This window comes from Streptomyces shenzhenensis (assembly GCF_021462265.1).
Taxonomy (GTDB): Bacteria; Actinomycetota; Actinomycetes; order Streptomycetales; family Streptomycetaceae; genus Streptomyces; species Streptomyces shenzhenensis.
The window spans coordinates 103,439-129,397 of record NZ_JAJONF010000002.1 but is presented as its reverse complement, the minus strand read 5'-3'; the positions used below and the strand labels follow the sequence as shown (position 1 = coordinate 129,397).

The window sequence follows — 25,959 nt, the reverse complement described above, 5'->3', positions numbered from 1 at the left end:
GCCCGTGCTCGGTCGCCTGGGCCGAGCCGGTCGCCGGCACGGAGGGGACTGGGTGCCGGCCGACGGTCTCCGTCTGCGCACCGGCACCTGCCCCTGCGGAGACGGCCGCGCCGGCAGAGGGGCCGCGGCGGTGGCGATGCGCCGTGCGGGCTTTTCCACTGCTGTTTCTCCGTGCGTCAGCAATGCGCTGACACAACGAGTCTTGGACAGAGACCCGCCCAGGGCATCGCGCAATCTAGTGATTGACGAGGTACTCGCCGACCTCGCCTGTCAGAAGATCCGGCCGCTCCGTTCCGCGGTCGGCCGGCTCGTGCACCGTTCAGTCGTCCTCGTCGGCGCCGATACCCCGCTCGATCGACAGCCGGGTCAGCTCGACCCGCGAGTTGATGCCGAGCTTGGCGAAGATGTGCTTCATATGGGTGTTGACGGTGTGCACGGACACATAGAGCCGGTCGGCGATGGCCCGGTTGGTGAGCCCCTCGACGACGAGCGGAATCAGTTTCTGTTCGGATTCGGTGAGATCCCCCCACCCTCGGGGGCCGGCCGAGGAGCTCCGCACGGGGGCGGTGCGCACGCCGAGCCGGCGAAGCCGCCGCCTGATCCGTTCCTGATCACGGCCGGCTCCGGAGGCCGACGCCAGCCGGCCCGCTTCTTCGAGGTACGGGACCGCCTGCGTCGTATCGGCCGATGCCGCCATGAGCTCGCCGAGGTCCTCGCAGGCCCCTGCCAGAGCCAGCGGCCTGCCAGTGCTCCGGTAGCCGGTCACGGCGGTCTCCAGTGCACGGGGGTCGCGGTCGAGCAGGCCGTCCACGTGGGCGCGGACCGCCCCGATGATCTGCCGGGTCTCGTTCTGCACGGTCAGGCTGCGCAGTGCGCCGGACACGGCCTGGCCGAGTGAACGGTCCTCGCCGCTGAGGGCGATGCGCACGATCGTCGGCCAGTGGGACGGAGCGAGCGCGAGCAGCCGCGTCGGCTCATGCCTTGCGAAGCCCGCCCCGAGTACCGCCGCCGCCTCGCCGCCCTCGCCCTCGGCATCCGCCAGACAGGCACGCGAGAGGGACACCCACGGACCGTACCTCTGGGCGTTCGCACCGGAACCGGTTCCGGCGGCGCGGAGGTGGTCTGCGGCCTTGACGAGGTCACCGCGTCTGATCTCCACCAGTGCCAGTACGGAACGGGCCTGCGGATTCACCGGTGTGACCTCGAGTTCGTCCGCCACCATGAGACTGGCCTCGGCCTCCACGGCCGCGTCGTCCAGGGCTCCCCGTTCGAGGAGCGCACAGGCCCGGGCGGCGTGCCAGTGGGGCAGTGACCAGCCGAGGCCCAGCGCCTCCGCCTCGCGCTGTCCCTCCCGTAGGGTCCGCTCTGTGTCGGCGAGCCGGTCGGTGACCGTCAGCACGGTGGCCAGCCACAGTGCCGGAATCCGCGGAGGGCGCAGGTAGAGCGCGGCGGGCTGGGTGGCGGCGCCTCGGGTGGCCTCCTCGGCGAGTTCCAGGGCGCTGTCCAGGTGCCCGCGGTAGAACTCGGCCTGTGACTGGAACACCATGGCGCTGACGATGACGGCCGGGTCGTCGCTGCGGTAGGAGGCCTCGACCAGTCCGGTCCCGGTCTGCTCGGCAGCGGTGACGTCCCCCAGGTAGACATGGCCCGTGGCCTTGGTCTTCAGCAGCCGGACCCGCAGGTCGGACGGCAGCCCGGGAAGGTCGAGGGCCTTCTGGAGGTGCGTCATCGCGGCGGTGTCGTCACCCGAGGCCTGGTGGATCTCGGCGGCCACCAGGCGCAGACGGGCCTCCTGCAGGGGTTCGAGGCCCTCCGGCAACGTGGCGTCGACCAGGTCGAGCGCCTCGTGCACCCGGCGGGTGCGGCCGAGATACTCGGCGGCGTCGGTCAGCAGGGCGATACGCCGCCCGTCGTGCGGGGCCAGCAGCCCGGCGACCCGCTGGGCCAGATCCGCCGCCGCCTCGGGAGCCGACGACGACAAGTCCCGTACGGCGGTGGTCATGGTGGTCACGGCATCGTCGTCGACCGGGCCGCCCGACATGACGACGTGCCAGGCCACCTCCGCCGGCCGTGCTCCCGTGCCGCGCAGGCTCTCGGCCGCTTCCCGGTGCAGGGCGGTCCGCACGGCCAGGGGCAGGTCGTCGTGGACCGCCTGCCGTGCGAGGTCGTGGCGGAAGGCCAGTCGCGGGCCGTCACCCGAGAGCAGACCGGCGTTCAGCGCGGCTTCGACACCCGAAAGCAGGCTGCCGACCTGCCTGCCCAGCATCCGGGCGGCCGTGCCGAGGTCGAATTCGCGGCCGAGGACGGATCCGATCTGGAGCAGGCGCACGGCGTCCTCGGGGAGCCGGTCCACGCGCGCGGCGACACTGCGCCGGAAGCTGACCGGGATGCCGTCACGCAGAAGGCTCGCCTCACCCGTCTCCGTCCTGCCCCCATCCGTGTCGCCGAAGGCGCGTACCAGTTCGATGGCGAGAAAGGGATTGCCCGCGACACCCCGCAGCAGTCTGGCCAGTCCGGGTGACGGCGTCGCCCCGAGGACATCGGCCGCGATGTGCTCCAGGTCCTGCTGGGGCAGGGGGCCGAGGGTCAGCCATCGGGCTCCCAGGCGTTCCAGGTCCTCCCGGACCCTGGACACGATCAGCCGGTCGGTGTCCGACCGCACCGCCAGCACCCACAGGATCCGCGAGGCGGCCAGTCGTCCGGGCAGGGTGCGCAGCACGAAGAGCGTGGCGGGATCCACCCACTGCGCGTCGTCCACCAGTACGGCCACCGGGGCGCGCTGGGCTCGGTCCTCCAGAGCGTCCGTGATGCCGTCCAGCAGCCGGAGCCGCTGGTCGCCGGCGGCCGCGACGGCTCGGTGGGAACCGTCGAAGGATTGCAGGGCGGCCTGCAGGGCCGCTCCTGCCGCGTACTGATCGAGCTCGTCGGCCCGTACCGAGACCACGTCGAACCCGGACCGCCGCGCCATCCGGTCCAGCTCCGCGAGGAACCGGGTCTTGCCGACGCCGGCGGCGCCCTCCACGACAACGCAGGCGCCGCGTCCGCCACGTACCGCGTCCAGCGCATCACGGGCCGCCGTTGTCTCGCGGTCCCGTCCCCGCAGGCGCGGTCCCGTCCTGTCCTGGCTCCCGCGCCCGTCGGCCTCGTCGCCGGTGGGGTCTGAGCTGTGCATGGGGCCCAGCATGGCGCAGGGCTCATCCGCCCTCAACGTCAGTTCCGCCGTGATCACCGCTTTCACCCGGGTGAAAGCGGCTCCGGCGCCGTCGGCTCACCCTGTCGCGACGCATGCTCCGTGCCATCCAGATCGCTGTCCCACGGAGAGGAGCACGACATGCGTACAGGCAAGGAGTACCTGGCGGCGCTGAACGACGGTCGCAGGGTGTGGGTGGGAGACGACCTCGTCGACAACGTGGCCACGCACCCGAAGACCCGGGCGTACGCCCGGAGCATCGCGGCCTTCTACGACCTTCACCACCGCCCGGACCTCCAGGACGTCATGACGTTCGTGGACGAGGACGGGGTGCGGCGGTCCATGACCTGGTTCCAGCACCGTTCCAAGGACGACCTGCGGCGCAAGCGGATCTACCTGGAGACGGTGCAGCGGGAACTGGGCGGCGGGGCGGTCCCGCGCACACCGGATGTCAACAACTACGTCCTGCTGACCTACGTCGACGACCCGGAGCCCTGGAGCAGCCAGTCCGTCGGAACCGACGGGAGGGACCTCACCGAGGGCATCCTCGATTTCTGGAACGAGGCACGGGACGGTGATCTCAACGCGACGCCGGCCTTCGTCGACCCGCAGGCGGACCGCTCGCGCGATTCCGCACAGGCCGAGTCCCCGGCCCTGCGCGTGGTCGGCACCTCGGACGAGGGCATCACCGTTCGCGGTGTGAAGGCGATCAGCACCGGCGCGGCCTTCGGGGACGTGATCCACATCGGCGTCTTCTACCGCCCGGGCATCGTTGCGGAACAGATCATCTACGGTGCGGTGACGCCCAACACCCCCGGGGTCACCATCATCTGCCGCGAGAGCAACGTCCGCGACGGCGAGGAGGTGGAGCACCCGCTGGCCTCGCAGGGTGACGAGCTGGACAGCATCATCGTCTTCGAGGACGTGCTCATCCCCTGGAACCGCGTCTTCCACATCGGCAACCCGCAGCACGCGTCACTGTATCCGCAGCGCGTCTTCGACTGGCTGCACTACCACTCGCTGGTGCGTGCGATGGTGAAGGCAGAACTGATGCTCGGTCTGGCACTGCTGATCACCGAGCACATCGGCACCTACCAGCTGCCGCCTGTCCAGGCCCGGATCGCCCGTTTCGCGGGCTTCCACCAGTCACTCAAGGCACATGTGATCGGTTCGGAGGACCAGGGGTTCTTCACTCCCGGTGGGATCTTCAAGCCGAACGTCCTGATGTTCGACTTCGGGCGGGCGTACTACATCGAGCACATCGGCGAGATGGTGCACGAGCTGATCGACCTGGCCGGCCGGGCCGCGCTCATCTATCCCACCGAGGGGCAGTGGCAGCGGCCCGAACTGCGGCCGTGGCTGGAGGCGCTGCAGACCGGACCGGTCGGCAGGCCTCACGACCGGCTGAAGATAAGCCGCGTGATCCGCGACATGTTCCTGTCCGACTGGGGCGACCGCATCAGCATCTTCGAGAACTTCAACGGCACGCCGCTGCTGGCCATCCGCACCCTCACCATGAAACGGGCCGAGATGTCCCCGAACGGCGCCATGGCCGACCTCGCCCGCAAGGTCTGCGGCATCGAGAGCGTGAGCGAGCGGGAGTCGGCGTACCAGGCCCAGGCGAACTACGCCCGCCGCCAGGACGCCTCACGCCAGGACGCCTAGTGCTGTGGCCGGGAAGGTTTGCCGGAAAGCTCGCGGCGTCCGGTGCGGTGCATCGCAAGGCGGAGCATCGCCCGCGTACTGGATGTACTCGGGCGATGCGACAACGCGGCGAGGTGCCGTGCCGGGCGTCGCGAGCCGGTGAACCTTTCCGGTCGCAGCACTAGCTAGGGGCCGCACGCCGGGGCCCGTGTCACAGCACACCGCACTGCCGGGCCCTGGCGACCGCCTCGCTTCTGTCGTGTGCGTCGAGCTTGCGGAAGATCGCGCGTACCTGTGTCTTGACGGTGTTGTGGGACACGAAGAGTTCGGAGGCGATCTCACGCAGTGTCAGCGTGCCGCAGAGCGCACGCAGCACTCGGCGCTCACCGAGCGACAGGTCCTGGGGGCGGGGCGCGGCGGCGGGGGCCGCGGTGTCCTCGCCGGCCCGGCCGAGCAGGTCCGTCAGCATTCCGGGCGACTCGCACCGGGCCGCCGCTCGTTCGGCGGCCTCCCGGGACTTTCGTGCCGCGTCGGTTTCGCGCCGTGCGCTCTCCAGCCGTGACCGCATGAAGTGCCACAACGCACGCATGTGGGGTTCGCCCTCGGTCCGGGGCGAGCCCGCCAGCGCTGCTTCCGCGTCGGCAAGTACCGCTTCCGCCTCCTCGACGAGCCCTTCTTCGAGGAGGAGCCCGGCCCGGCCGATGTACGCGGGAACAGAGACGAAGTGCCGCTCCAGGCCGAGCGTCGCGACCTCTTCGAGGGCCTCGTCGCCCAGGATGCGTGCCAGTTCGTGCCGACCGGCCAGGAGCGCGCACACGGTGCGCAGACCCAGCGCGCGGACGAGCGCCAGGCCGTGCCCGGCGGCATGCGCGTCGCGGGTCGCCTCCCCCAGCAGCGCCTCCGCCTCCTCGTATCTGCGGGTCCACAGGAGAGCGGCGCCACGGGCCGTACCGGCCAGCGCACGCCAGGAAGTCAACGGAAGGGTGCCGGCGACGGCGGACACGCCGAGACGGTCGGCCGTCAGGACCTCCCCCAGCAGACAGCACGCCACGGCCTGAGCGACGGCTGCCGCATCGGACACCGTGCTGCCTTCGCCGACCGTCTGCCGCCCCGTCTGCCTCAGCCGGGCCACGTCCAGCCAGCGCCGGGCCGCTACCGGGGAGCCCGCCGAGAGCGCCGCCATCGCCGCCACGACGCACAGTCTCGCGTCGGCGGCCACCGTGCGCGGCGGCAGCAGGTCCAGCCATTGCGAGACCTGCGCACCGCGGCCCGCCGAGAGCGCCCTCTCCCAGCTTTCGAGGACGGACGCGACGGCCGCGGACTCGTCGCCGCCCAGCATCCAGTGCCGTACGGCTGCGGTCGTGTGCCCGTGCCGGGAGTACCACTGGGCCGCGGACCGGTGCAGGGACGCAATGGTGTGCGCCGCTTCGGCATCGAGGACCTCGGACAGCAGCGCCGACAGTGCCCGGTGATGCCGGTACGCCGACGGCTCGGCGGCGACGGGCACGAGCAGTTGCACGGTCCGTGCGAGCTCGTGCAGCAGGACGCCGGCGCGCTCTCCGGCGAGGGCCTGGCACGGCCCGACGCTCAGCTGGTCGAGCACGCCGGTACGCAGGAGGAACCGGCGCTGTTCGGTGGTGAGCCGATGGAGGACCTCGGTGGCCAGGTAGTCGGTGACCGCTCGCCTGCCCCGGGCCATGTTCCCCTTGGTGTCGGCTTCGTCCGCCGAGCGGGCGAGGGTGCGTCCCATGAGGCAGAGCCCCGCCGCCCATCCCTCGGTGGCTTCGTACAGGGCGGCAGAGATCTCCGGGGCCGGGGCGGATCCGAGCAGTTCGGTGAGCACTGCCCCGGCCTCCTCGGGGCTGAAGGCCAGGTCGCGCTGGTCGAGTTCGGCGAGCAGGCCCCGGGCGCGCAGCGTCGGAAGAGGGCTTCCGGGGACGTGCCGCGTCGACAGCACGATACGGAAGCCGTGCGGAAGTCTGGTCAGGAAGTCCGCCAGGGTACGCATCGCGTCGGCGTCCGTGACGGATTCCAGTCCGTCGAGGATCAGCGTGAGCGGTCCCGCCGCGCCCAGTCCGGTCACCAGATTCGGCAGGATCTCCGCAAGCCATGCGTCGACCCTCCACTCACCGTCGTCGAGGTGAGCGGGCAGTTCGGGCCGTGCGTGGCGCAAGGCCCCCAGGACGCCCGCCCAGAGACGGTCCGGGGCGTTGTCGTGGGCGTCCAGGCTGAGCCAGGCGCACGGGCCTCGAGCCGCCGAGGCCCGCGACCACTCGGTCAGCAGTACCGTCTTGCCGGCACCGGCCGGCGCGGAGACGACCACCACGGGCTCGGTCGCCACGTCCAGCCGGCGCAGCAGACGCGGGCGGGACAGGAGATGCGGGGGCTGGGCCGGAGGGCGGAGCTTGAAGGACGGCACGGAGCTGGTCATGGCACTTTCCGTGGAGTGGTCGGGACGAGCGGAGCCCCCGACGGCCGTGGCCCGCCTCGCGCGAGCCGGATGTCGGGGGCGGTGGTGGGCGGGTCACCGGGCCCGCAGCGGCTCCTCCCACCTCAGTTGCTGAGTCACCGCTGCTTTCCTGCGACTCGACCCGCCGGACAGCCGCTAGAGCGCGGCCCTGAGCGCGCCGAAGCCGCCGGCGAAGTGGAGCAGCGGCCGGCTGTCCGCCTGGTGTGAGCAATAGCGGACGTCACCCACGAAGATGGTGTGATCACCGCCGGGAAGCGCCTCGGCGACCTCGCACACGACGGCCGCGATGGCGTCCTTCAGCACCGGCACGCCGTGGTCGTCGATGGTCTCGACGCCTGCGAACTTGTCGGGTTTGGAGACGGCGAAGTTCCGCGCCAGTGACTCGCTGTCCTCACCGAGCACGTTGACCGCGAAGCGGCCGTGCTCGGCGATCGCGGTCCGGGTGTAGAGGTGGTTGCCGATGCACACGAGCAGCTGAACCGGGTCCAGGGAGAGGGCGGACACGGCGCTCGCCGTCATGCCGATGGGTGTGTTCCCGGAGCGTGTGGTGATCACGCTGACACCCGTGGCGAGCCGGCTCATCGTGGCTCGGAAATCGACCGTCATGTCGAGGATTTCAGTCATCGGAACCTCCGTGGGAGTCGGGAAGGGCGTCGGTCTGTTGCTCGGGGACGGGGAATGGCTCCCGGTCGCGGTGGGCGTGTGGGCGCACGTGCCGTTCGAGCGCGGCCCGAGGATGCAGGCGGCTGCCTCGGTGACTCACCTGCGGTCGCCGGGCGTGCAGGGCACCTCGCGCTTCGCCGAGTTGTCGGCGCTCGTCCGCGGCAGTCCCGCACCCGGGACTCGCCGACGCCCTGCGGAGCGGCGCTCCGGTGACCGGGGTGGCGTGTGCGGCGCCGACCGCTCGGCCGGACGGGGCGAGTTCTCCCGCGGATGCCATGGCGAGTGCGTCCGCGCGGCAAAGGGTTCAGGCCCCGGGAAGCGGTTCGAGGACGAAGGTGCGGCGCAGCAGGGTGTACGGCACGTCGGTCAGCCCGCGGCAGGGGCCGTCGTCCGGCGCGTACGTGTCGTAGGCCTCCAGCAGTGACTCCTTGACCCCGAACACCGGATCCGCGTCCAGGTACGCGTCGTCGGACGGGAACAGCATGGTGGTCACCCGCTGGAATCCGGGGGCCTCGATCAGCAGGTGCACATGGGCGGGACGCATCAGGGACCTGCTGGTCGCGCTCATGAGTTCACCGACCGGGCCGTCACCGGGTATCGGGTAACTGGACGGGCGGATGGAGCGGAAGCTGAAGTGTCCCGTCTCGTCGGTGCGAAACAACGCGCGCATGGCCGGGTCGACCTGACCGGGCACCTCCATGTCGTAGTGACCGTCCGCGTCGCTGTGCCAGACGTCCACCGCGGCGCCGGCCACCGGCGCTCCCTCAGCGTTCACGACCCGTCCTTCGAAGAACAGCGGGATGCCGGGCAGGCCTCCGGAGATGTCGGCGCCGTCGGTGTGCTGCGGCCGGTCCTCCCTGAAGTAGGGGCCCAGGACGCTGTTCTGAGTGGCTTCGGCAGGGCGCCGATTGCCCAGGGCGTCGACCAGCATGGTGACGCCGAGCACGTCGGACAGCAGAATGAATTCCTGGCGAGCAGGCGTGCACATGTGCCCGGTGCGGGTCAGGAAGTCCACTCCCTGGGCCCACTCCTCCGCCGTCAGTTCGACCTCGCGGACGAAGGCGTGGAGGTGCCGCACCAATGAACCCAGGATCTCCGCGAGCCGGGGGTTCTCGGTGTCCCCCATGGTCGAGATCACGGCTCCGGTGATGGTGTCGCTGGTCAGATCACGCATGGCGTCCTCCTGTGGTGAGTGGGTGTCCGGTGACGGAGTCGGTCCGGGAGTGCGGGCGGCCCGGTGACGGCTACGGCGTCTCTCCGGCCCAGGCCCGGGCCAGGAAGGCGCGGACGGTGCTCCGGCCCACGGGACGCGGATTCCAGTAGCCGTCCCGCACGACGAGTTCGGCCGCCCGGTCGATTCCCGATTCGGGCATGCCGAGGTCCCGCAGTGCCCTGGGTGCGCCGAGCCGCCCGGCGAGGTCGTACAGGGCGTTCGCGGGGTCGTCCCCCGGCAGTGCCTGCGCGATGCGTGCCATGGCCTCGCCGGCCGCCGGAGCGTTGTAGGCGATGACGTGCGGCAGGACGACCGCGTGGGTTTCGGCGTGCGGAAGGCCGAAGGTGCCGCCCAGCACGTGGCACACCTTGTGATGCAGGGCCATGCCCACCGTGCCCAGACATGTGCCGGCCAGCCACGCTCCGTACAGCGCGTCGGCCCGCGCCTCCGTGTCGTCCGGATGCCGCACGACGAGGGGAAGGGACCGGGTGAGGGCGTCGAGTGCCTCACCCGCCATCAGGAAGGCGACCGGGTCCCGGTCCTGTGCGTAGAGCGCCTCCACGGCGTGCGCCATGGCGTTGATGCCGCTGACCACCGATGTCGCCGGCGGGAGGGTGAGCGTCAGGTCGACGTCGTACACCACCGTCTTGAGCAGTACTTCCGGCAGCCGCCGGGTCGTCTTCCGGCGGCCTTCGGTCTCTCCGAGGATGGGTGTCATCTCCGAGCCGGCGTACGTGGTGGGCAACGCCAGCTGCGGAAGGCCGGTCCGTGCGGTGATCGCCTTGCCCAGGCCGATGGTGGAGCCGCCGCCGATGGCGAGCACCGCGTCGGCTTTCACGGACCGGGCGTACGCGACCGCCTTGTCGGTGACCTCGACGGGGGTGTGCGGGGCCGCCTGTGCGAAGGTTCCCGCGGCTGTCGCGCCCAGTAGTTCGCCGGTCCGGGCAGCCTGGTCCGCCTGGCCGGGCGTACACAGGATGAGCACCCGACGGCATCCGAGAGCATCGGCCTCTTCGGGAATAAGGCTGCGGGTGCCGCTGCCGAAGACCACCTTGGTGATCTGTCCTCGGTGCACGAATTTCTTCACGATGATTCCCTCGGTCCTGCGGCTCCTTCGACGAGACGAAGCGTCGCCACCGAGACGAGGTGCGTCAACGGAATCCATGGGGGATAACGCCGATCGGCGCCGGAATACCCAGTTCGCGCGACACGCACCTCCGCACCAGCCTGGGGGCGGCGTCCGATATCACTCATCTACGGGATACCCGTGCAGGACTGGGCGTTGGGACCGTGGACGCATGTGTCGGCCGGGGCGGACGCGTGGCAAACGGGCCCGTCCCGGGCCGATTCGCTCCCACGACTCCCATAATTCCCGAAAGTCGTGACAGGGGCCGGACGAATTTCTTGTGCATTGCCTTACGAAAACGGTTTTCGATGGGTTCGCAGGGGCGAAAGGCGGGGTGTGGGACATGGACAAAGGACTGCGGGCCGGCGGTGCGGGGATTCCCGCTTTCCACACCCCGGCCGCAGGTGGCCGGCGGCGGACTGCCGTGGCGGTACGACGGCTCGGGCGGGGTGGCGCCGGCCTCGCCCACGTCGAGCCGTCGACCGGGCGCCGGCCAGGACCGGCCGGACCTTCGCCGGTCTCGACGCGCTGGAACTCAACGAGGCCTTCGCCGCGCAGGTTTCTGGGGTGTCTGGCCGAATGGCCCGAGTCCGGTACGGCGATCCTCGATCCGCTGGGCGGTGCCATCGCCCTCGGACACCCCCTCGGTGTCTCCGGCGCCCGCCTCGCCGGCACCGTCGCACACCAGCTCGCCTGCCGCGGCACCGGCACCGGCACCGGCACCGGCACCCTCTGCATCGGCGTCGGCCAAGACCTCGCTCCGGTCCTCGAACGCCGGCACGGGCCTGGTCCCTCGAACGCCGACACGTGCCGCCCGCATCGCCGCCGATCCCAGCCGCGGCGGTCCCGCCCGGACGACATGCCTTGACAGTACGCGGGGAGGCACCCAGGATGAAAACCATGGAAACTAATCCAGTATCGAAAGTTTCCGAAGACGACAGGCAGCGCGCCGAGGCGATCGTCGAGGCAGCCGGGCGGTTGTTCCTCGCGCCGGGCCTGGCGCGGGTGAGCATGGACGATCTCGCGCGTGAGCTCAGGATGAGCAAGAAGACGATCTACCGTTGCTTCCCGGACAAGCGCAGCCTGCTGGTCGCAGTGCTGGACCGGCAGTTCGCGGCGGTGGAGCGAACGCTGGTGATGTCGGCCGAGGACGCGGAAGGCCAGCCGTTCGATGTGCGGGTCCACCGGTTCCTGGTCGCGGCGGGCACCGAACTCGGAAGGATCGGCGCCGCGCAGCTCGCCACGGGGCGTGGCGGAGACCCGGTGCTGCGCCAGTACGTGGAACAGCGTGTGGACACGGTGATCTACCGGCGTGTCGACGAGTTGTTCCGGGAAGGTCACCGGCAGGGACTGCTGTCGGCGCCGCCCGAACTGCTCGGTGAGATCACCCGCGGCGCTTTGGAGCGGCTGTTCACCTCCCGGCTGCCGTACGAACTGGAGTGGACCGCGGCGGATCTGCTGCGGGCGACCGTCGACACCGTGCTGTACGGGGCGATCCGCTCCACCGGCCCCGCGATCGACGACGAACGACTCGGGGCGGTCATTCCGACGGCCCGCGACGACGAAAAGGAGGTGGGCCCATGACCGGGACCGGCAGGGTGGCACTGGTGACGGGGGCCAGCAGCGGAATCGGTGCGGCCACCGCACGTCTCCTGGCCGCGCGGGGGATGCGCGTGGTGGTCAACTATCTCAGCAGCGCCAAGGCGGCCGAGGAAGTGGTGGCCGACATCGAGACCTCCGGTGGCCGGGCCATGGCCGTCCAGGCCGACGTACGCGAGGTGGCGGCGGTCGAGAGCGTGGTGGAGCAGGTCCGGGCCGCATGGGGCGGCATCGACGTGCTCGTGCACAACGCGCTGATCCCGTACGCGGTCAAGTCGTTCCAGGACATGACGTGGGAGGAACTGGGCGGCAAGCTCGACGCCGAGATGCACGCGGCCTTCGCGGTCACCAAGGCCGTCCTGCCCGCCATGACCGAACAGGGCTGGGGGCGCATCGTCTACATCGGGACCGGCCTCAGCCGCCGGCCCCGGGAGGGCATGATCGCACTGGGCACGTCCAAGGCCGCCCTGGAGCAGTTCGCCCGGTATCTCGCCCAGGAACTGGGTCCGAAGGGCATCACCGTCAACGTCGTGGCACCTGGGCCGGTGGAGACCCGTACCACCGAAAACCTGCTGGACGACGCGACAAGACAGCGGCAGGTGGCAGCCACTCCCCTGGGCCGCCTGGCACACCCGGCCGACGTCGCCCAGGCGGTCGCCTTCTACGCCTCCGAGGACAACGCGTTCATGACGGGCACCACGGCCGCGGTCAACGGTGGGATGGCCATGTACTGACGCCTCGCCGACGCCCCGGCACACGGGGCCGTTCGGGCCGGGTCCGGCCGACGGCCGGACCGTATCCGGTACACCGTCACCCGAGCCCGGACACCACTGGACCCGTTACGGGCCCGGCCGCTGACGGTGACACGATCAAGGACAAGCACCCATGCACACGATCGATCTTGCCTACGTCGGGCGGGGCCTGCACGAGGAACTGGCCGCCTACATCGCCGACCAGGAGGACTTCTACGCCGCCGAGGACGTCCACGTCGCACTGCGCGACGGCTGCACGTGGGACGAGGAGCGGCTGCGCCGTTGCGCCACCATCGGGCTCGGCCGGGCACTGCTGTCCCGGCTGACCGACGGCACTCCCTGGGTCGGGCTCAGTGTCAACACCCACCGGCCGCTGTTCTGGTTCCTGGCCCGCTCCGGCCTGACCTCCCTGTCCGACCTGGCCGGCCGACGGCTGGCGGTGCATGCTCCGCACACCGCGCCGGGGTGTTTCACCAGGATCGTGCTGCGCAGGGCGGGCCTCGACCCGGACCGTGACATCAAGACCGTCGTCCGCCCGCCCGGCGACTACGGCATGGACCTGCGCCGGTTGCGCGAGGGCGAGATCGACGCCGCGCTGGTCGGCAGCACCATGGCGCCGGAGGCGGTGGCCGCCGAGCACGGGTGGGAGGTACTGGCCTGGGTGGGAGACCACTTCCAGATCCCCACCGTGGGCCTGGCCGTCGACCCCACCTACACCGACCCGGACGGCCCCGCGGTCCAGGCCGTCCTGCGGGCGCACCGGCGCGCCCTGCAGGTGATCCGCAACGACCCCGACACCACGGTGCGGCACATCCAGACGTTCCTCGGCGGGCACACCGCGGACGAGGCCCGAGCTCACTACAAGACGTTCATCGCACCGCATTTCACCATCGACGGACAAGCCGATCTGGCCATCGGCGACAGGGCGATCACCGCGGTCGCCGCCGAACTCGGCGTCCCCGCAACCGTCACAGCGGCCGAGTTCTACCGCACGGCCACCACCACGTCCTAGAGATGGGTTCCCGAAACGGCGTCCATGGATCCGTGCCATGGACACCCGGGTGCGGATGCCGTCCCCCTGTCCCCGAGACCGCCCGGCATCCGCCACACCCATACAGGCGTCGCGGTCCGGCCATCACGGGAGCTTGACCGCTACCGCACGGCACCGCGACGGTGACCAGACAGCACGGTCCAGGTCGGTGCCGGCGTCGCCCTCCGGCCCGGAGCTGTCCCCGGCACCGGGCCGGAGGGCTGTCCATGGGTGCTGCACCGCGCCGGGCGGTCACAGCTCGAGGCAGTCGTGGAGCGACAGACCGTGCCGCGCCCGCGACTCGTCGCGCACGCGCCCAGGGCTCCACAGGATCGGTGGAGGCTGCCGTGCGGTGTCCGCCGAACCGCGGTCGGTCATGTTCGTTCCCCGGGTGGGTTTACCGGCCGCGGGCTCGCGGCCGCATGGTGGCGCCCAGGTTCCCCGCGCGACCGATCGCGGGCCGGTGGGACGTGAAGCCCTCGGATCAGGACACCGCCTCGCCCGCGCCCGCTCCGCCATTCGGTGGCGGCACCCGCGGCCGGCCCGCCGGCCGATGTCCCGATACGAGGCTGATGTGGCCCGCCGGACCGTCCGTCCCCGTTCTCTCACGGATTTAGCGTCGTCGATGCGACGTGCTCGCAGAGGTTGGTCCGTGAAGCGGGATGCCCCGGTCCGGGGTACGGCACACGCGGGGCGGGCGGATGTCGGGGCTACGTCGGGATCGTAGGCTTCACACAGGGAAGAAGGCGTGCTACGCCATGGCCTCGCAATCAGACACCGCTCGAACCGTGCTCCACGGACTGGATTTCGGATTCAACGCATGGGTCGTGGACGAGCAGCGGCAACGTTTCCTGCGCGACCCGGACTCGGTCGAGGAGACGTGGAGGGACTTCTTCGCGAACCCGGGGGCCCCGGCCGCCGCGGCGTCCTCGGCCACTGCGGCTGCGCAGGACACATCGCCGGCCCGGCCGGTGGGCGCCGGCTTCGGTCCGGACCACGAGGACGGCGACGAGGCGGCGCTCAGGGCCGTCCGGGTCGCGGCACTCATTCACGCCTATCGCGTGCGCGGACATCTGACAGCCGGCACGGACCCGCTCGCGGCGCAGCCCGCCGCCCATCCGGAACTGGACCCCGCCGCGTTCGGACTGCACGGCGTGGATTCGGCACAGGACGTCGTCGTGGACGGCTTCGCCGGGCGTGCCGCGACAACGCTCGATGAAGTGCTGGGCGCCCTTCGGGAGTTCTACTGCGGCGGTGTCGGGTTCGAGTACATGCACATCCAGGACTCCCGCGAACGCCGCTGGATCCAGCAGCGCGTCGAGAGCCCGCAGCATCGGCCGGACCGTGCCCGGCAGCTGCGGATCCTGTACCGGCTGGGGGCGGCGGAGGCCTTCGAGACGTTCCTGCAGACCAAGTACGTGGGCCACAAGCGGTACTCGCTGGAAGGCGGCGAGTCGACGATCGTGCTGCTCGACTCCCTACTGCTCGGGGCCATCGGGGACGGTGTCGCAGAGGCCGTGATCGGCATGGCGCACCGCGGCCGGCTGAACGTCCTGGCCAACATCATCGGCAAGTCCTACGCCCAGATCTTCGGCGAGTTCGAGGACGCCGTGGACCTCGAGTCCGTGCAGGGTTCGGGGGACGTGAAGTACCACCTCGGTGCGGAGGGCACCTACCGCGCCCTTCGCGGCGGAACGATCGCCGTCTCGGTCGTGGCGAACCCCTCCCATCTGGAGATCGTGGGGCCGGTCACGCAGGGAGTGGTGCGCGCCAAGCAGGATCTGGCGGCAGAACACAGCGGGGCCGCGCGCGTCCTGCCGGTCGTCGTCCATGGAGACGCGGCGTTCGCCGGTCAGGGGGTGGTCGCCGAGACGCTGAACATGTCGCAGCTGCCCGGCTACCGCACGGGCGGCACGGTTCACGTCGTGGTCAACAACCAGGTGGGCTTCACGACTTCGCCTGCCAGCGGCCGCTCCAGCACCTACGCCACCGATGTGGCACGGATGGTGGAGGCCCCGATCTTCCACGTCAACGGCGACGACCCGGAGGCGGTCGACCGCGTCGGGCGGCTGGCTTTCGAGTACCGCCAGACCTTCCACAAGGACGTCGTGGTCGATCTGGTCTGCTACCGGCGCCACGGCCACAGCGAGGTCGACGACCCGTCCATCACGCAGCCGGTGATGTACGACCGCATCGATGCCAGGGCGTCGGTGCGCACGCTGTACGCCGAGGCCCTGGTGGCACGCGGCGACATCAGCGAACGGCAGGTGGAGGGTGCCCGCCGCGACTACCAGGACCACCTTGAGAGGGCCTTCGCCGAAACCCGGACGCTGCCCGCGGCCCACCCCGCCCAGGACGTTCCCGGCTCCGGCACCGGTGCCGGGCAGGGCACCGCGCCGCGCGCACCACGCCGGGCGGCGACCGCGATCGGCGAGGCGACGATGCGACGGGTGATCGCCTCGCAGGCCGACCTGCCGCGGGGTTTCACCGTGCACCCGCGCGTCCTGCCGCAGCTCCACCGGCGTACGCGGACACTCGGCACCGGCACGGTCGACTGGGCCACCGCGGAGCTGCTGGCGATCGGTTCACTGCTGCTGGACGGCGTCCCGGTGCGGCTGGCCGGTCAGGACTCCCGGCGCGGTACCTTCGGCCAGCGCCACGCCGTCCTGACCGACCGGCGTACGGGTGCGGAACACACGCCGTTGCACTCCCTCGGTCCGCGGGCCGCAGGTTTCGCACCGTACGACTCGATGCTGTCCGAACTGGCGGCGCTGGCCTTCGAGTACGGCTACGCGCTGGCCCGCCCCGAAGCCCTGGTGCTGTGGGAGGCCCAGTTCGGGGACTTCGCCAACGGCGCGCAGACGGTCGTCGACGAGTACATCGCCTCGTCCGAGCAGAAGTGGGGCCAGCGCTCGGCAGTGACGCTGCTGCTGCCCCACGGTCTGGAGGGCCAGGGCCCGGACCACTCCTCCGCCCGGATCGAGCGCTTCCTCCAACTGTGCGCGCAGGACAACATGACCGTGGCCGTGCCCTCCCTGCCGGGCAACTACTTCCATCTGCTCCGGCAGCAGGCACTGGACGGCCGCAGGCCGCTGGTGGTCTTCACCCCGAAGTCGATGCTGCGGTCGAAGGCGGCCACCTCCGCCCCGGCCGAGTTCACCCAGGGCGGCTTCCGCCCGGTCCTGCCGGACGACACCGTGGACCCGGCCCGGGTCACGCGCGTGCTGCTGTGCTCGGGCAAGGTCTACTACGACCTCGATGCCCACAGACACGCCTCGGGCTCGACCGACACGGCGATCGTGCGCGTGGAGCGCCTCTACCCGTTCCCCGACGAGGAACTCGAAGCGGAACTCGCCCGCTTCCCTTCGGGCGCTGACGCGCGGTGGGTGCAGGAGGAGCCGGAGAACCAAGGCGCGTGGTCATTCGTCGCGGCGCGTCTGCACCGGCTGGCGCGGCGCGCTGTGGAGTGCGTGAGCAGGCCCGAGGCGCCCGCGCCCGCGGTCGGCTCGGCCCGCCGGCACGGTGTGGAGCAGAAGGCTCTCGTGGCGTCGGCCTTCCGGTGACCAGCGGCTCGCGCGGGCGATTTCCAGACCGCCATGTCGCGGCCACGGGAGCCGTCCGGGGCCCCACCTCGACGTCGTGGAACTGACCCCGGCACCGCATCGGGCCTTCGGCTCCCCGCGCGACCGGCCGCTGCGGGACGTCGGGCACGGGCCTGCGTCCGCGAGGCGGCACCACCGGCAGCAACCAGCCGCCGAACGCCGCGTCCGGCATGAAACGGTGCCGTGTGATCATCAGATACAGAATCGTGCAGGGGGCGGCACCCGGCACCGTTCAGGCCGACCACGGCACCCAGGCCACGTCCACCGCCGCACGTCCACCGCCGCACGTTCTCCGGTCAGCCGCCGGCCGAGCAGGGGCGCCCCGGCCCCCACGGTCGGCAGCGCCATCGGCGGCGCCCCGACGAACTGGGCCAGTACCGGATCACCGGCATGCGCCCGCAGTGTCCGCTGTCCGGCGGGGCTGCCGGCGAGCACGCTCAGCAGCAGCGCGGTCCCCGCCCGGACCGCGGTGGCGGCCTCGCCGAGCCCGGGGAGGCCGCCGCCGCGGCGACGATCCCCGTGCCCGTGACGGCCGGGAACCAGCCGGGACCGAGCCGGCCCCGCTCGCTGCCGTTCGCCTCCGCCGGCTGGTCGTGGACATCCACGGACGGTCTCCGGGCCGGGCCGGCCCGGGAGGGGACCGCTCGGCCGGTACTGGGGTGGGGTGTCACGGCGCCGAGTGCCTTTTCTTCTCGTGTCGCATTCGTCAGCGCCCACGGTCAGCGACGGTGACCGGCCGACCGGCCGGGCCGCACCCCGGCAGCTCACGGGACGCGGCCGAGACCGTCGGCCCGTCGGCGCCTTTGACGCAGTGGCGAAGCACAGCTCCCGCCGCAGAACAGCGCGCGCCATGACGCCCTCGCACCACGGCATCGAGCACCGTGCAGGCCCGCTGCCGCGTGCCGGCGGATGCCCCGATGTCCTTGTCGGAGCGTGTTGTGGCCGCATATGCGGGCATGACGAGACGGCAGGCGACCGCTGAACACGGGTGAGGCGCCGAAACCCGACGCCTCCATCCACACAACGGAACGCAGCATCATCCCGCGGAGACGCGGACGGCACCCGGCACGGGCGCGGGCGGGACGTCGCCGGGCGGATGATGGTGTCTTCCGCCGCAGGCCCCGATCCGTCCGGGAGGCGCACGATGAAGGACCCGCAGGCAGGCAGGAAGCCGCTCCTGGTGACCGTACTGGTCTTCCCCGGCGTACGCCTGCTCGACGTCACCGGCCCGATCGAGGTGTTCGCGACGGCCAACGAATTCGGCGGCCGCTACCGCGTGCGCACGGTCTCCCCCGACGGCGCCGACGTGGCCACCGCAGCCGGCACCGGACTGCGCGTCGACCTGGCTGCCGCCCAGGTGCGGGAGGCCAGCGACGTGGTCGTCATTCCCGGCGGCCCGGAGTGGCCCTCCCTCATCAAGGACGACGCCCTGCTGGACGCCATAGGGGCGCTCGACGCGCTCAGCGGTCGCACCGCGTCCATCTGCACCGGAGCCTTCCTCCTCGCCGCGGCCGGACTGCTCGACGGACGCAGAGCGACCACGCACTGGCGCTTCGCCGACCAGCTCGCTCTGCGCTACCCGCGGGTGACCGTGGAGCCGGACGCTCTGTTCGTGCGCGACGGTCACATCATGACCTCCGCGGGCGTCAGCTCGGGCATCGATCTCTCGCTCGCCCTGGTCGAGGAGCACCTCGGCGCCGATGCCGCCCGCGCCGTGGCCAAGGACATGGTCGTGTTCATGCAGCGACCGGGAGGCCAGTCGCAGTTCAGTGTCCGTACCCACACCCCGCGCGCGAGGCAGGAGATGCTGCGCCGGGTCCTGGACGCGGTCGCCGAGGACCCGTCCGCCCCGCACACCCTTGCCGCCATGGCACGCCGGGCGGGTGTGAGTGCCCGTCACATGACACGCCTGTTCCACGACGAGATGCACACGACCCCGGCCCGCTACGTCGAGCAGGTCCGCATGGAAGCAGCCCTGGCGATGCTGGAGGACAGCGACGACCCCATGGCCACGGTGGCCCGGCGCACCGGCTTCGGGTCGCCAGAGTCGCTGCGCCGGGCCTTCACGCGCAGCCTCGGGATCACGCCGGGGGCCTACCGGGCTCGCTTCCGTACCACGCACACGACAGGCGATGGCCGGCACGCCTGATGCTCCTGAGATATCCGGCCGGCACAGGCAGTCGCCGAACTCCGGCAGGCGGACCGTGCCGGACGAGGCCGATCAGGCCTCCGCGATGGTCCGCCCCGGCATCGGCTCTGCGAGCGCGACCCGCCACGCGGGCGTGCCGAAGGGACCGGCGAAGTACTGTGTCTCGTGCACGACCTGCCGGTCGGCGAACTCCATGACACTCACCGAGTACGACGGCACACCGTCGTAGGTGATGACACATTCGCTCACCCATACATCCGCGTGACCGGTGATGCGCAGGACGGTGAAGTGCCGGTCGGCCGGGTGCCCGCCGCGTTGCGCCGCGATCGTCTCACGGCCCCGGAAGCGTTCGCCCGACTGCGGATAGTCCAGCATCGCGTCCGCAGCGTAGATCGCGTGCTCGGCCTCGACGTCGCCTCGTTCCGAGGCCCGCCAATGCTCCTCGATCGCGGCCCTGATCTGGGACTCGGCGTCCACGGCACAGCCCCTTCCGTAATAGTGACAGCCTAGACATCTCCGACCGCAGCCGCCCGGGCGCCTTTGCGGACCATCTACCGCTGCCGTTCGCGGAACCGGGGGAGCCATCGCCCCCGAGTAGATCTCGATGACACCAACGGTGCCCGAGTGACGCCTGCCGCGCCCAGGCACAGCTGGGGACCGGGGATTGCTTCCGGGCGGGCCGAGGTGGGGCAACCGATCATCTCGACCACTGCACGCCACAACTCGTCGTCATGCCGTCCACGTCGCCGGGCTTCAGCAGACGGGGACGGCCTCCCGTCGACCGGGGGCCGGTGAGGCCGGGCCGGTCTCGTCGAACCGGTGGATCTCGTGGCACGAGGCGTCCTCATCCGACGGCGCGAATCCGGAGATCGGCGAAAAGCCTGCAGCGAAGACCTGATGTGCGCCTTCGCTGTCCTTTTCCGCGGCCACACACACCCGGGGCCTGCGAGTTGAACACCTCAGGAAAGTCCGTGGGCCGGGCAGGCTCGCGCCCTCGCCTCTCAAGGCGGTGTCCAGGGGCACGACGGCGGCCCGACCGAACAGAAAGCGATCAGTGATGACTCCGATCAGTCCCACCCCCGAACCGGATCCGCGCAGGTGGCGCGCGCTCGGGATCATCTGTCTGGTCCAGGTGATGCTGCTCCTCGACGTGACCGTGGTCAATGTCGCGCTGCCTCCCATCCAGCACGATCTCGGCTTCACGACCACGGGCCTGGCATGGGTCGTCAACGGCTACACCGTCACCTACGGTGGGCTGCTGATGCTTGGCGGGCGCCTCGGTGATCTGCTCGGCCGCAGACGCCTCTTCCTGACCGGCTTGGCGATCTTCGCGCTGTCGTCGGCGAGCGCCGGAGTGGCCCAGCAACCCGGTGTACTGGTCGCCAGCCGCTTCATACAGGGTGCCGGTGCGGCACTCGTCAGCCCGGCAGCCCTGTCTCTGGTGACGCTGCTGTTCACACAGCGGCAGGAAAGGGCACGGGCCATGGCCATCTGGAGCGGCCTGGCCGGAGTGGGCGTGGCCCTGGGAGTCGTGCTCTCGGGCGTCCTGACCACCATCGCCTCCTGGCGTTGGATTTTCTTCATCAATCTGCCCATCGCCGCCTTCGCGTTTCTCGCCACCTTCAAGCTCGTCTCAGAAAGCCGGGCCACCAAGCGCGGTCGGCCTGACGTCCTCGGCGCAGTGGCGGTCACCCTCGGTCTGCTCCTGGTCGTGTTCGGCCTCCTGGAGAAGGACAGCCACGCGTGGCTCTCGTTCTCCGTCCTGGGCCGCGTCGGGATCGGCGTGCTCTGCTTGATCGGCTTCGTGCTGGTGGAGGCCCACGTGGCGCAGCCCCTGATGCCCCTCGCGTTCCTGCGCTCACGCAACCGGAGCATCGCCAACGTCGTCCGCATCTGCTACTACGTCGGCTTCGCCACTCTCTTCTTCTCGCTGAGTCTGTATGTCCAGCACATACTGCGCTTCTCCGCGCTCGCGACCGGATTCGCCTTCGTACCGTTCGGGTTGGTCATTCTTTTCAGCGCCACCGTGATGGCGCCGCGCCTGCTTCCCCGGTTCGGTCCGCGGGCGCTGAACGGAGGAGGGCTTGCGGTCACCACGGTCGGCTACCTTCTCCTTGCCGGGCTGAGCAGTCACGGCACCTATGTGGCCGACGTGCTGCCCGGACTGATCCTGGTGCCGCTGGGAGGCGGCCTCGTCCTCGTCGGATCCACCGTCGCCGGAGTGGACGGCGCCACCGGTGAGGACGCGGGCATCGCCACCAGCATGAACAACGCGTCCATGCAGGTCGGCAGTGCCATCGGGCTGGCTGCCCTGGTCTCGCTGGGCACCGGCCACGCCGCCGTGCTGCAGCGTGCGGGCGCCGACCCGGCGACCGCTGCCGCGCACGGTTACGCCTTCAGCTTCACCATCGCCGCCGGCGTGACGGCCTTCGGCGCGTTCCTCGGCTTCCTCGGGATCCGCCCGACGCCGGCCGAGACTCCGACGGTGAGGGCCGACGCCAGGCAGCGCGTGGTCTGACTTGCCGCCGGCGGCCGAAGCGAGAGTCCGGGCCACGACGGACCCGGCGGAACGGCGCTGCCGCCGCTTGTCAGGGGGCAGAACGGGTCCACGCTCGAAGAGGCCGAGTGTGGACCGGGTGTTCGTGCGGCGGCTGCCCCGCCGGCGTGTGAGCTCCCGTCGGCTGCCTCTCCTGGCTCCTGGGGATCTGCGTGGACCTCGTCCTGCGGCACCGGCGGTGCTCGCGTACGAAACGGCGCCGGCTCTTCTCACGGGGGGCCGGGCCGGTCCGCCCCCGCTCTTCTCGAACTGCCGCTCCGCATCGCCGTCCCCCCACCCGGCCGCCCGGCAGGCGGGTGTCCACCAGGACACACCAGGCGCGCACCGGACCAGTACCGCTCACACCACAAGCGCAGACAGGACGACAGGCATGACCGCAAACGACCATCTCGACCACTTCACGCCACAACTCGTCGTCATCCCGTGCGGCAGCCGCAAACTGGGCTCGCCCGCACGCGCGGCGGACATCTACGTCGGCTCATATCACCGGGCATGCCGCAGGGCGGCCGACGCACTGCACCCCGACCGGCTGCTCATCCTCTCCGCACGCCACGGGCTCCTCGACCTCGACGACGTCATCGAGCCGTACGACACACCCCATGGCGCAGCCGACGCAGTAACGAGCCAGGTCCTTCTCGAACAGGCAACGACGCGGAACATCGTCCACCTCGACCCCGTGGTGGCCCTCGGCGGCGCACGGCACATCGACCTCCTGCGCGCCGTCTGGCCGCACGTCCGCACACCGCTGGCCGGAGCACGCGGCATGGGCGAGCAAATGGCCCGGCTTGCAGCAATACGCGACGGACGGGACTACACCTGACATGACGCCAGGTGCCGCGGCCGCACGGCCAGTCGACCTGGCAGCGGCCGCGGAACCGCACCGGCGTGGGCCAAGGCGGCGCGAGGACCAACCCCTGATGGCGATCTCCACGGCTCGGGAGACCTCGGCCGGCAGTGCGGTGTGACCTGCGGCCGAGTCGCGGTCTCCGTGGAACTCGCCGTGGCGCAGACCGGACGTGCGCCGCTGGGTTCTCGGCTGGGTTTCGCGGATGATCCAACGCCGCGAGCCACCAAGCTGGTTGGGGTCGTCCTGGTCCATCGGCATGACGAACTCGGTCGCCGGGAACACGTCCTCGCGACGGTCCTTGAGCGCCTTGCCGACGATCTCCTCCGAGACGCCGCCGGAGTAGACGTCGGCGGTGTCGACGAAGTTGATGCCGGCGCCGAGAGCGCGGTGGATGATCCGGATCGAGTCGGCTTCGTCCTCGTCGATGGTGCTCGCGGTCGGATTCCTGTCCGAGACCGAGCCCCGGCGAGGCCGCTTCGACATCGCCGGGGCAGCTCCGGCGACACGGGGTTCGACCCCGCTGGTTCTCGGCGTCGTGGACGCCGCCGGCTTCGGCTGGACCGCCCCCCGCACTTCGGTGCCGCTGGTGGCCGGCGTAGTGCTGGTCGGGCTCTTCGTCCGGGTGCAGCCGCGGCCGCGCGGCCGATCGTGCCGCTGCGGCTGTTCGCGAGCCGGGAGAGAGGTCCGGCGCCGGCCTCCCCGGCTGCTCTGTTTCTGTCTCGCCGTCCAGGTGCCCCGGCTCCTCCAGCGGGCCGCCCGGCCGCTGGTGCCGCTGCGCCCGGGCCTCCGGCCCGGGCAGGGCCGGATACGCTGGCGGAATGCTTGAGAATCCTCCTCCCTGCCCGAAGTGCTCCTGCGAGTACACCTACGAGATGAACGCCCTGGTGGTGTGCCCGGAGTGCGGCCACGAATGGGTCCCGGCCGAGACCGGCGCCGAAGGCGGCCACGGCCCCGGGGAGCGCGTCGTCAAGGACGCCGTCGGCAATGTGCTGCAGGACGGCGACACCGTGGTGGTCGTCAAGACGCTCAAGGTCAAGGGCAGCCCCACGGGACTCAAGGCCGGGACCAAGGTGCGCGGCATCCGGCTGGTCGACGGGGTCGACGGCCATGACATCGACTGCAAGGTCGACGGGTTCGGGGCGATGCAGCTCAAGTCGAGCGTGGTCAAGAAAGCCTGACAAGCCTGACCCGCGCCCCCCTGCCCCGGCCGGGCTGTCCGAGCCGTAGACTGATGCAGAATTGCATAATTTCGCAATTGCTTAGATGCTGGGTTGACCGTGCTCGCAGGTAGTCGCGGGTTCAGTCGTTCGTGTCCGCCCCCGGGGTGGGGCTCGCAGAGGAAACCGAGGGGCCGTGTCCGTTGCGCCGTATCAGGCCGAGGCCGGGGCCACAGCGCCGCCGTGCCGGAGACCTCCGGCATCCGCCCGGGCCATCGCCGGTTTCCGCCTCGTCCGACTGGAGGCATGAGTGTCCACGCGGCTCGCGGCCCTGCCGCACCGGCACGTGCTCACGATGCCCAATGACCCCACCGCCGTACGGGTGGCCCGCGAAACGGCCGAGCAGGTCGTGCTCGAATGGGGCATCGGACTGCGCCACCCCGCCGTGGACCCGGCCCTGCTCATCCTGAGCGAACTGGTCACCAACAGCGTTCGGCACGCCGCCGGCCTCTCTCCGCAGGTCACCGTGATCTACGCGGCGGGCACCGACTGCCTGGCCTTCGCCGTCCACGACCGCCACCCCTCCCAGCCGCCGCTGTCCGGGGCGGTCACCGGCGCCGGCGGCCTGGGCACCGTCATGGAGCTCGTCCTCACCCTGGGCGGCACCGCGGTCATCCGGGCGGACGCCGACGGCGGCGGCAAGAGCATCTGGATCACTCTCCCCCTCTGAACCGGACCACGGCCCCGACCGGCCATCCTCACAAGGAAGTTGACCATCATGACCATCGACTGGCGCTACACCGTCGAGGAGAACTTCGGCGTCCTGTCCGTCGCCGGCTACCTCGGGGCGGACGCGGTGCGCCGCTTCTCCGGCGCCGTCGGCTGGGCGCTGGCCCGCGGTACCGGCCCGGTCATCGTCGACCTGACCGAGCTGCGCAGCTGGTCGGCCGAGGGTCAGCTGGCCATCACCGAGGCCGCCCGCCGTCTCGCCGAGGCGGGCCGCGGCCTGGAACTGGCCGCCATACCCGCCGACGGGTCCCTTGTCCCAGCCGGCGACTGCCCGCCCATCCCGGTCCACGCCGACCTGCCCGCCGCCCTCGGCGCGCACAGCGCGCACCACGGGGAACGCGCGCAGGGACGCACGGGGTGGCGCACCACCGGATGGCCGGCCGCCGAGCAGACAGACAGCTGACTCCTCCGGCTCACCCGCGGCGCGACAGCGCCGTCACCCTCGGACACGGGCACGAGAGCGCAGGCGTCCCCCTCCGCGGTGACCGGACGACGCCGAAACCCGCGCAAAGCGTGATTCTCACGCGAACCTCCCTCACATGAAGTCAGTAATTGCTAACGTTGGCAATTACTGAGGTCATCACTGCTGAAACCAGTGGCTCTCGTCCCCGGTGCGGGTCCGGCCTGGCCGCTGCCGCAGGTGAGGACGGGCCGCATGTTGTCGCGAGTGGGTGGATTGGATGCGCCGAGGCCGGGCAGGGCGGGCCGTGCTGCTCCACGGGGGAGGAGACGCCCCGGTGAGCACGCCGCCGTACCGCCTGAAGGCCGGGTTCTTCGAAACCCTCGGGCACCCCGCGCGCATCCGCGTCCTGGAGCTCCTGAGCGAGCACGCGGTCGCGGAGATGCCGCCCGAGGTGGGCAGCGAGGCCGCACACCTCTCGCAGCAGCCGGCCGTTCCGCGCCGCGCGAACCTGGTCGTGACCCGCAAGGAGCGCTCGACCGTGCGCCACTCGCCGGCCGGCCCGCATGTCGCCGAGCCGCTGCGGGGCGCCCGCAGCATCCTGTCCGGCGTACCGGCCGGCCAGGCTGACCTCCCCGCCGGCCTGCGCGCGGCCCGGACCGAGCGGAAACCGCCGTCGTGACGACGGCCGTCGTACGGCGGCCGCCTCCCTCGGAGTCGACAGCGCTCCGTGGTACGGGAAACGGCCGCCTTCCCACCCCGGCGGAGATC

The 25,959-nt window shown here is 71.1% G+C and carries 19 protein-coding genes and 2 pseudogenes; 14 read left to right on the top strand and 7 right to left on the bottom strand.

The window, feature by feature from the left end; genetic code table 11:
- Nucleotides 1–319: 319 nt before the first annotated feature.
- A complete protein-coding gene (locus tag LQ326_RS03120; protein ID WP_234532083.1) occupies nt 320–3,172 on the bottom strand; it encodes a helix-turn-helix transcriptional regulator in 2,853 nt (950 codons plus the stop codon).
- A gap of 159 nt (nt 3,173–3,331) precedes the next feature.
- Between LQ326_RS03120 and LQ326_RS03115 the strand changes: the two genes are divergently transcribed.
- Nucleotides 3,332–4,855, top strand: a complete 1,524-nt coding sequence (locus LQ326_RS03115) for a 4-hydroxyphenylacetate 3-hydroxylase family protein (RefSeq protein WP_234532082.1) — start codon at nt 3,332–3,334, stop codon at nt 4,853–4,855.
- Between the two features lie 190 nt (nt 4,856–5,045).
- Here the strand turns inward: LQ326_RS03115 and LQ326_RS03110 are convergent, their stop codons facing one another.
- The 4 genes from LQ326_RS03110 to LQ326_RS03095 all read right to left on the bottom strand — a co-directional run bounded on the left by LQ326_RS03110 (nt 5,046) and on the right by LQ326_RS03095 (nt 10,267).
- A complete protein-coding gene (locus LQ326_RS03110; RefSeq protein WP_234532079.1) occupies nt 5,046–7,265 on the bottom strand; it encodes a winged helix-turn-helix domain-containing protein in 2,220 nt (739 codons plus the stop codon).
- Nucleotides 7,266–7,439: 174 nt separating this feature from the next.
- Nucleotides 7,440–7,928, bottom strand: a complete 489-nt coding sequence (locus LQ326_RS03105; protein ID WP_234532077.1) for a flavin reductase family protein — start codon at nt 7,926–7,928, stop codon at nt 7,440–7,442.
- 343 nt (nt 7,929–8,271) lie between these two features.
- Nucleotides 8,272–9,141, bottom strand: coding sequence for a dioxygenase family protein (locus tag LQ326_RS03100; RefSeq protein WP_234532074.1), 870 nt, complete (start codon nt 9,139–9,141; stop codon nt 8,272–8,274).
- A gap of 70 nt (nt 9,142–9,211) precedes the next feature.
- A complete protein-coding gene (locus LQ326_RS03095) occupies nt 9,212–10,267 on the bottom strand; it encodes a maleylacetate reductase (protein ID WP_234532073.1) in 1,056 nt (351 codons plus the stop codon).
- A 504-nt stretch (nt 10,268–10,771) separates the two neighbouring features.
- Between LQ326_RS03095 and LQ326_RS03090 the strand changes: the two are divergent.
- The 6 genes and pseudogenes from LQ326_RS03090 to LQ326_RS03060 all read left to right on the top strand — a co-directional run.
- Nucleotides 10,772–11,081, top strand: a pseudogene (locus LQ326_RS03090) (3-oxoadipyl-CoA thiolase); the annotation flags it as partial.
- Nucleotides 11,082–11,206: 125 nt separating this feature from the next.
- On the top strand, nt 11,207–11,890 hold the full coding sequence (locus LQ326_RS03085) for a TetR/AcrR family transcriptional regulator (RefSeq protein WP_234532070.1): 684 nt from the start codon (nt 11,207–11,209) through the stop codon (nt 11,888–11,890).
- The gene (locus tag LQ326_RS03080; RefSeq protein ID WP_234532066.1) at nt 11,887–12,639 is read left to right on the top strand and encodes an SDR family NAD(P)-dependent oxidoreductase; all 753 of its coding nucleotides are present in this window, start codon (nt 11,887–11,889) and stop codon (nt 12,637–12,639) included. The genes LQ326_RS03085 and LQ326_RS03080 overlap by 4 nt, the downstream gene beginning before the upstream one ends.
- 151 nt (nt 12,640–12,790) lie before the next feature.
- A complete protein-coding gene (locus tag LQ326_RS03075) occupies nt 12,791–13,669 on the top strand; it encodes an ABC transporter substrate-binding protein (protein ID WP_234532065.1) in 879 nt (292 codons plus the stop codon).
- 680 nt (nt 13,670–14,349) lie between these two features.
- The gene (locus LQ326_RS03065) at nt 14,350–17,250 is read left to right on the top strand and encodes a multifunctional oxoglutarate decarboxylase/oxoglutarate dehydrogenase thiamine pyrophosphate-binding subunit/dihydrolipoyllysine-residue succinyltransferase subunit (protein ID WP_308401848.1); all 2,901 of its coding nucleotides are present in this window, start codon (nt 14,350–14,352) and stop codon (nt 17,248–17,250) included.
- 1,183 nt (nt 17,251–18,433) lie between these two features.
- The gene (locus tag LQ326_RS03060; protein WP_234532064.1) at nt 18,434–19,438 is read left to right on the top strand and encodes a GlxA family transcriptional regulator; all 1,005 of its coding nucleotides are present in this window, start codon (nt 18,434–18,436) and stop codon (nt 19,436–19,438) included.
- A gap of 72 nt (nt 19,439–19,510) precedes the next feature.
- On the opposite strand, the gene LQ326_RS03055 is transcribed toward LQ326_RS03060, so the two are convergent.
- Nucleotides 19,511–19,915 (bottom strand): nuclear transport factor 2 family protein, encoded by a 405-nt coding sequence (locus LQ326_RS03055; protein ID WP_234532063.1) that lies wholly within the window; start codon nt 19,913–19,915, stop codon nt 19,511–19,513.
- 580 nt (nt 19,916–20,495) lie between these two features.
- Here LQ326_RS03055 and LQ326_RS03050 point away from each other — a divergent pair.
- Entirely contained in the window at nt 20,496–21,956 is a 1,461-nt protein-coding gene (locus tag LQ326_RS03050; RefSeq protein WP_234532062.1) for an MFS transporter, read from the top strand.
- Between the two features lie 409 nt (nt 21,957–22,365).
- Entirely contained in the window at nt 22,366–22,815 is a 450-nt protein-coding gene (locus LQ326_RS03045; RefSeq protein ID WP_234532061.1) for a DUF6884 domain-containing protein, read from the top strand.
- Nucleotides 22,816–23,016: 201 nt separating this feature from the next.
- On the opposite strand, the pseudogene LQ326_RS03040 reads toward LQ326_RS03045, so the two are convergent.
- Nucleotides 23,017–23,325: pseudogene (locus LQ326_RS03040) on the bottom strand (aldo/keto reductase); the annotation flags it as partial.
- Here LQ326_RS03040 and LQ326_RS03035 point away from each other — a divergent pair.
- The 5 genes from LQ326_RS03035 (at nt 23,234) to LQ326_RS03015 (ending at nt 25,870) form a co-directional block, all read left to right on the top strand.
- The gene (locus LQ326_RS03035; protein WP_234532058.1) at nt 23,234–23,668 is read left to right on the top strand and encodes a hypothetical protein; all 435 of its coding nucleotides are present in this window, start codon (nt 23,234–23,236) and stop codon (nt 23,666–23,668) included. The pseudogene LQ326_RS03040 and the gene LQ326_RS03035 sit on opposite strands and share 92 nt — an antisense overlap.
- Nucleotides 23,661–24,020, top strand: a complete 360-nt coding sequence (locus LQ326_RS03030; RefSeq protein ID WP_234532057.1) for a zinc ribbon domain-containing protein YjdM — start codon at nt 23,661–23,663, stop codon at nt 24,018–24,020. Before LQ326_RS03035 ends, LQ326_RS03030 begins: the two co-directional genes overlap by 8 nt.
- Nucleotides 24,021–24,309: 289 nt before the next feature.
- Nucleotides 24,310–24,729, top strand: coding sequence for an ATP-binding protein (locus LQ326_RS03025; protein ID WP_234532056.1), 420 nt, complete (start codon nt 24,310–24,312; stop codon nt 24,727–24,729).
- A 48-nt stretch (nt 24,730–24,777) separates the two neighbouring features.
- A complete protein-coding gene (locus tag LQ326_RS03020) occupies nt 24,778–25,191 on the top strand; it encodes an STAS domain-containing protein (RefSeq protein ID WP_234532055.1) in 414 nt (137 codons plus the stop codon).
- A gap of 334 nt (nt 25,192–25,525) precedes the next feature.
- Nucleotides 25,526–25,870 carry an ArsR/SmtB family transcription factor gene (locus tag LQ326_RS03015; protein WP_234532053.1) on the top strand — a complete coding sequence of 115 codons (345 nt, stop codon included), beginning with the start codon at nt 25,526–25,528 and terminating at the stop codon, nt 25,868–25,870.
- The last annotated feature ends 89 nt before the right edge of the window (nt 25,871–25,959 follow it).

Bases quoted from the DNA above. Each gene is read 5' to 3' on its own strand.
- LQ326_RS03030 (WP_234532057.1), top strand. From the start codon at position 23,661: ATGCTTGAGAATCCTCCTCCCTGCCCGAAGTGCTCCTGCGAGTACACC.
- LQ326_RS03080 (WP_234532066.1), top strand. From the start codon at position 11,887: ATGACCGGGACCGGCAGGGTGGCACTGGTGACGGGGGCCAGCAGCGGA.
- LQ326_RS03065 (WP_308401848.1), top strand. From the start codon at position 14,350: ATGCCCCGGTCCGGGGTACGGCACACGCGGGGCGGGCGGATGTCGGGG.
- LQ326_RS03100 (WP_234532074.1), bottom strand. From the start codon at position 9,141: ATGCGTGATCTGACCAGCGACACCATCACCGGAGCCGTGATCTCGACC.
- LQ326_RS03120 (WP_234532083.1), bottom strand. From the start codon at position 3,172: ATGCACAGCTCAGACCCCACCGGCGACGAGGCCGACGGGCGCGGGAGC.
- LQ326_RS03035 (WP_234532058.1), top strand. From the start codon at position 23,234: ATGATCCGGATCGAGTCGGCTTCGTCCTCGTCGATGGTGCTCGCGGTC.
- LQ326_RS03060 (WP_234532064.1), top strand. From the start codon at position 18,434: ATGAAGGACCCGCAGGCAGGCAGGAAGCCGCTCCTGGTGACCGTACTG.
- LQ326_RS03020 (WP_234532055.1), top strand. From the start codon at position 24,778: ATGACCATCGACTGGCGCTACACCGTCGAGGAGAACTTCGGCGTCCTG.
- LQ326_RS03105 (WP_234532077.1), bottom strand. From the start codon at position 7,928: ATGACTGAAATCCTCGACATGACGGTCGATTTCCGAGCCACGATGAGC.
- LQ326_RS03115 (WP_234532082.1), top strand. From the start codon at position 3,332: ATGCGTACAGGCAAGGAGTACCTGGCGGCGCTGAACGACGGTCGCAGG.
- LQ326_RS03075 (WP_234532065.1), top strand. From the start codon at position 12,791: ATGCACACGATCGATCTTGCCTACGTCGGGCGGGGCCTGCACGAGGAA.
- LQ326_RS03045 (WP_234532061.1), top strand. From the start codon at position 22,366: ATGACCGCAAACGACCATCTCGACCACTTCACGCCACAACTCGTCGTC.
- LQ326_RS03110 (WP_234532079.1), bottom strand. From the start codon at position 7,265: ATGACCAGCTCCGTGCCGTCCTTCAAGCTCCGCCCTCCGGCCCAGCCC.
- LQ326_RS03050 (WP_234532062.1), top strand. From the start codon at position 20,496: ATGACTCCGATCAGTCCCACCCCCGAACCGGATCCGCGCAGGTGGCGC.
- LQ326_RS03085 (WP_234532070.1), top strand. From the start codon at position 11,207: ATGGAAACTAATCCAGTATCGAAAGTTTCCGAAGACGACAGGCAGCGC.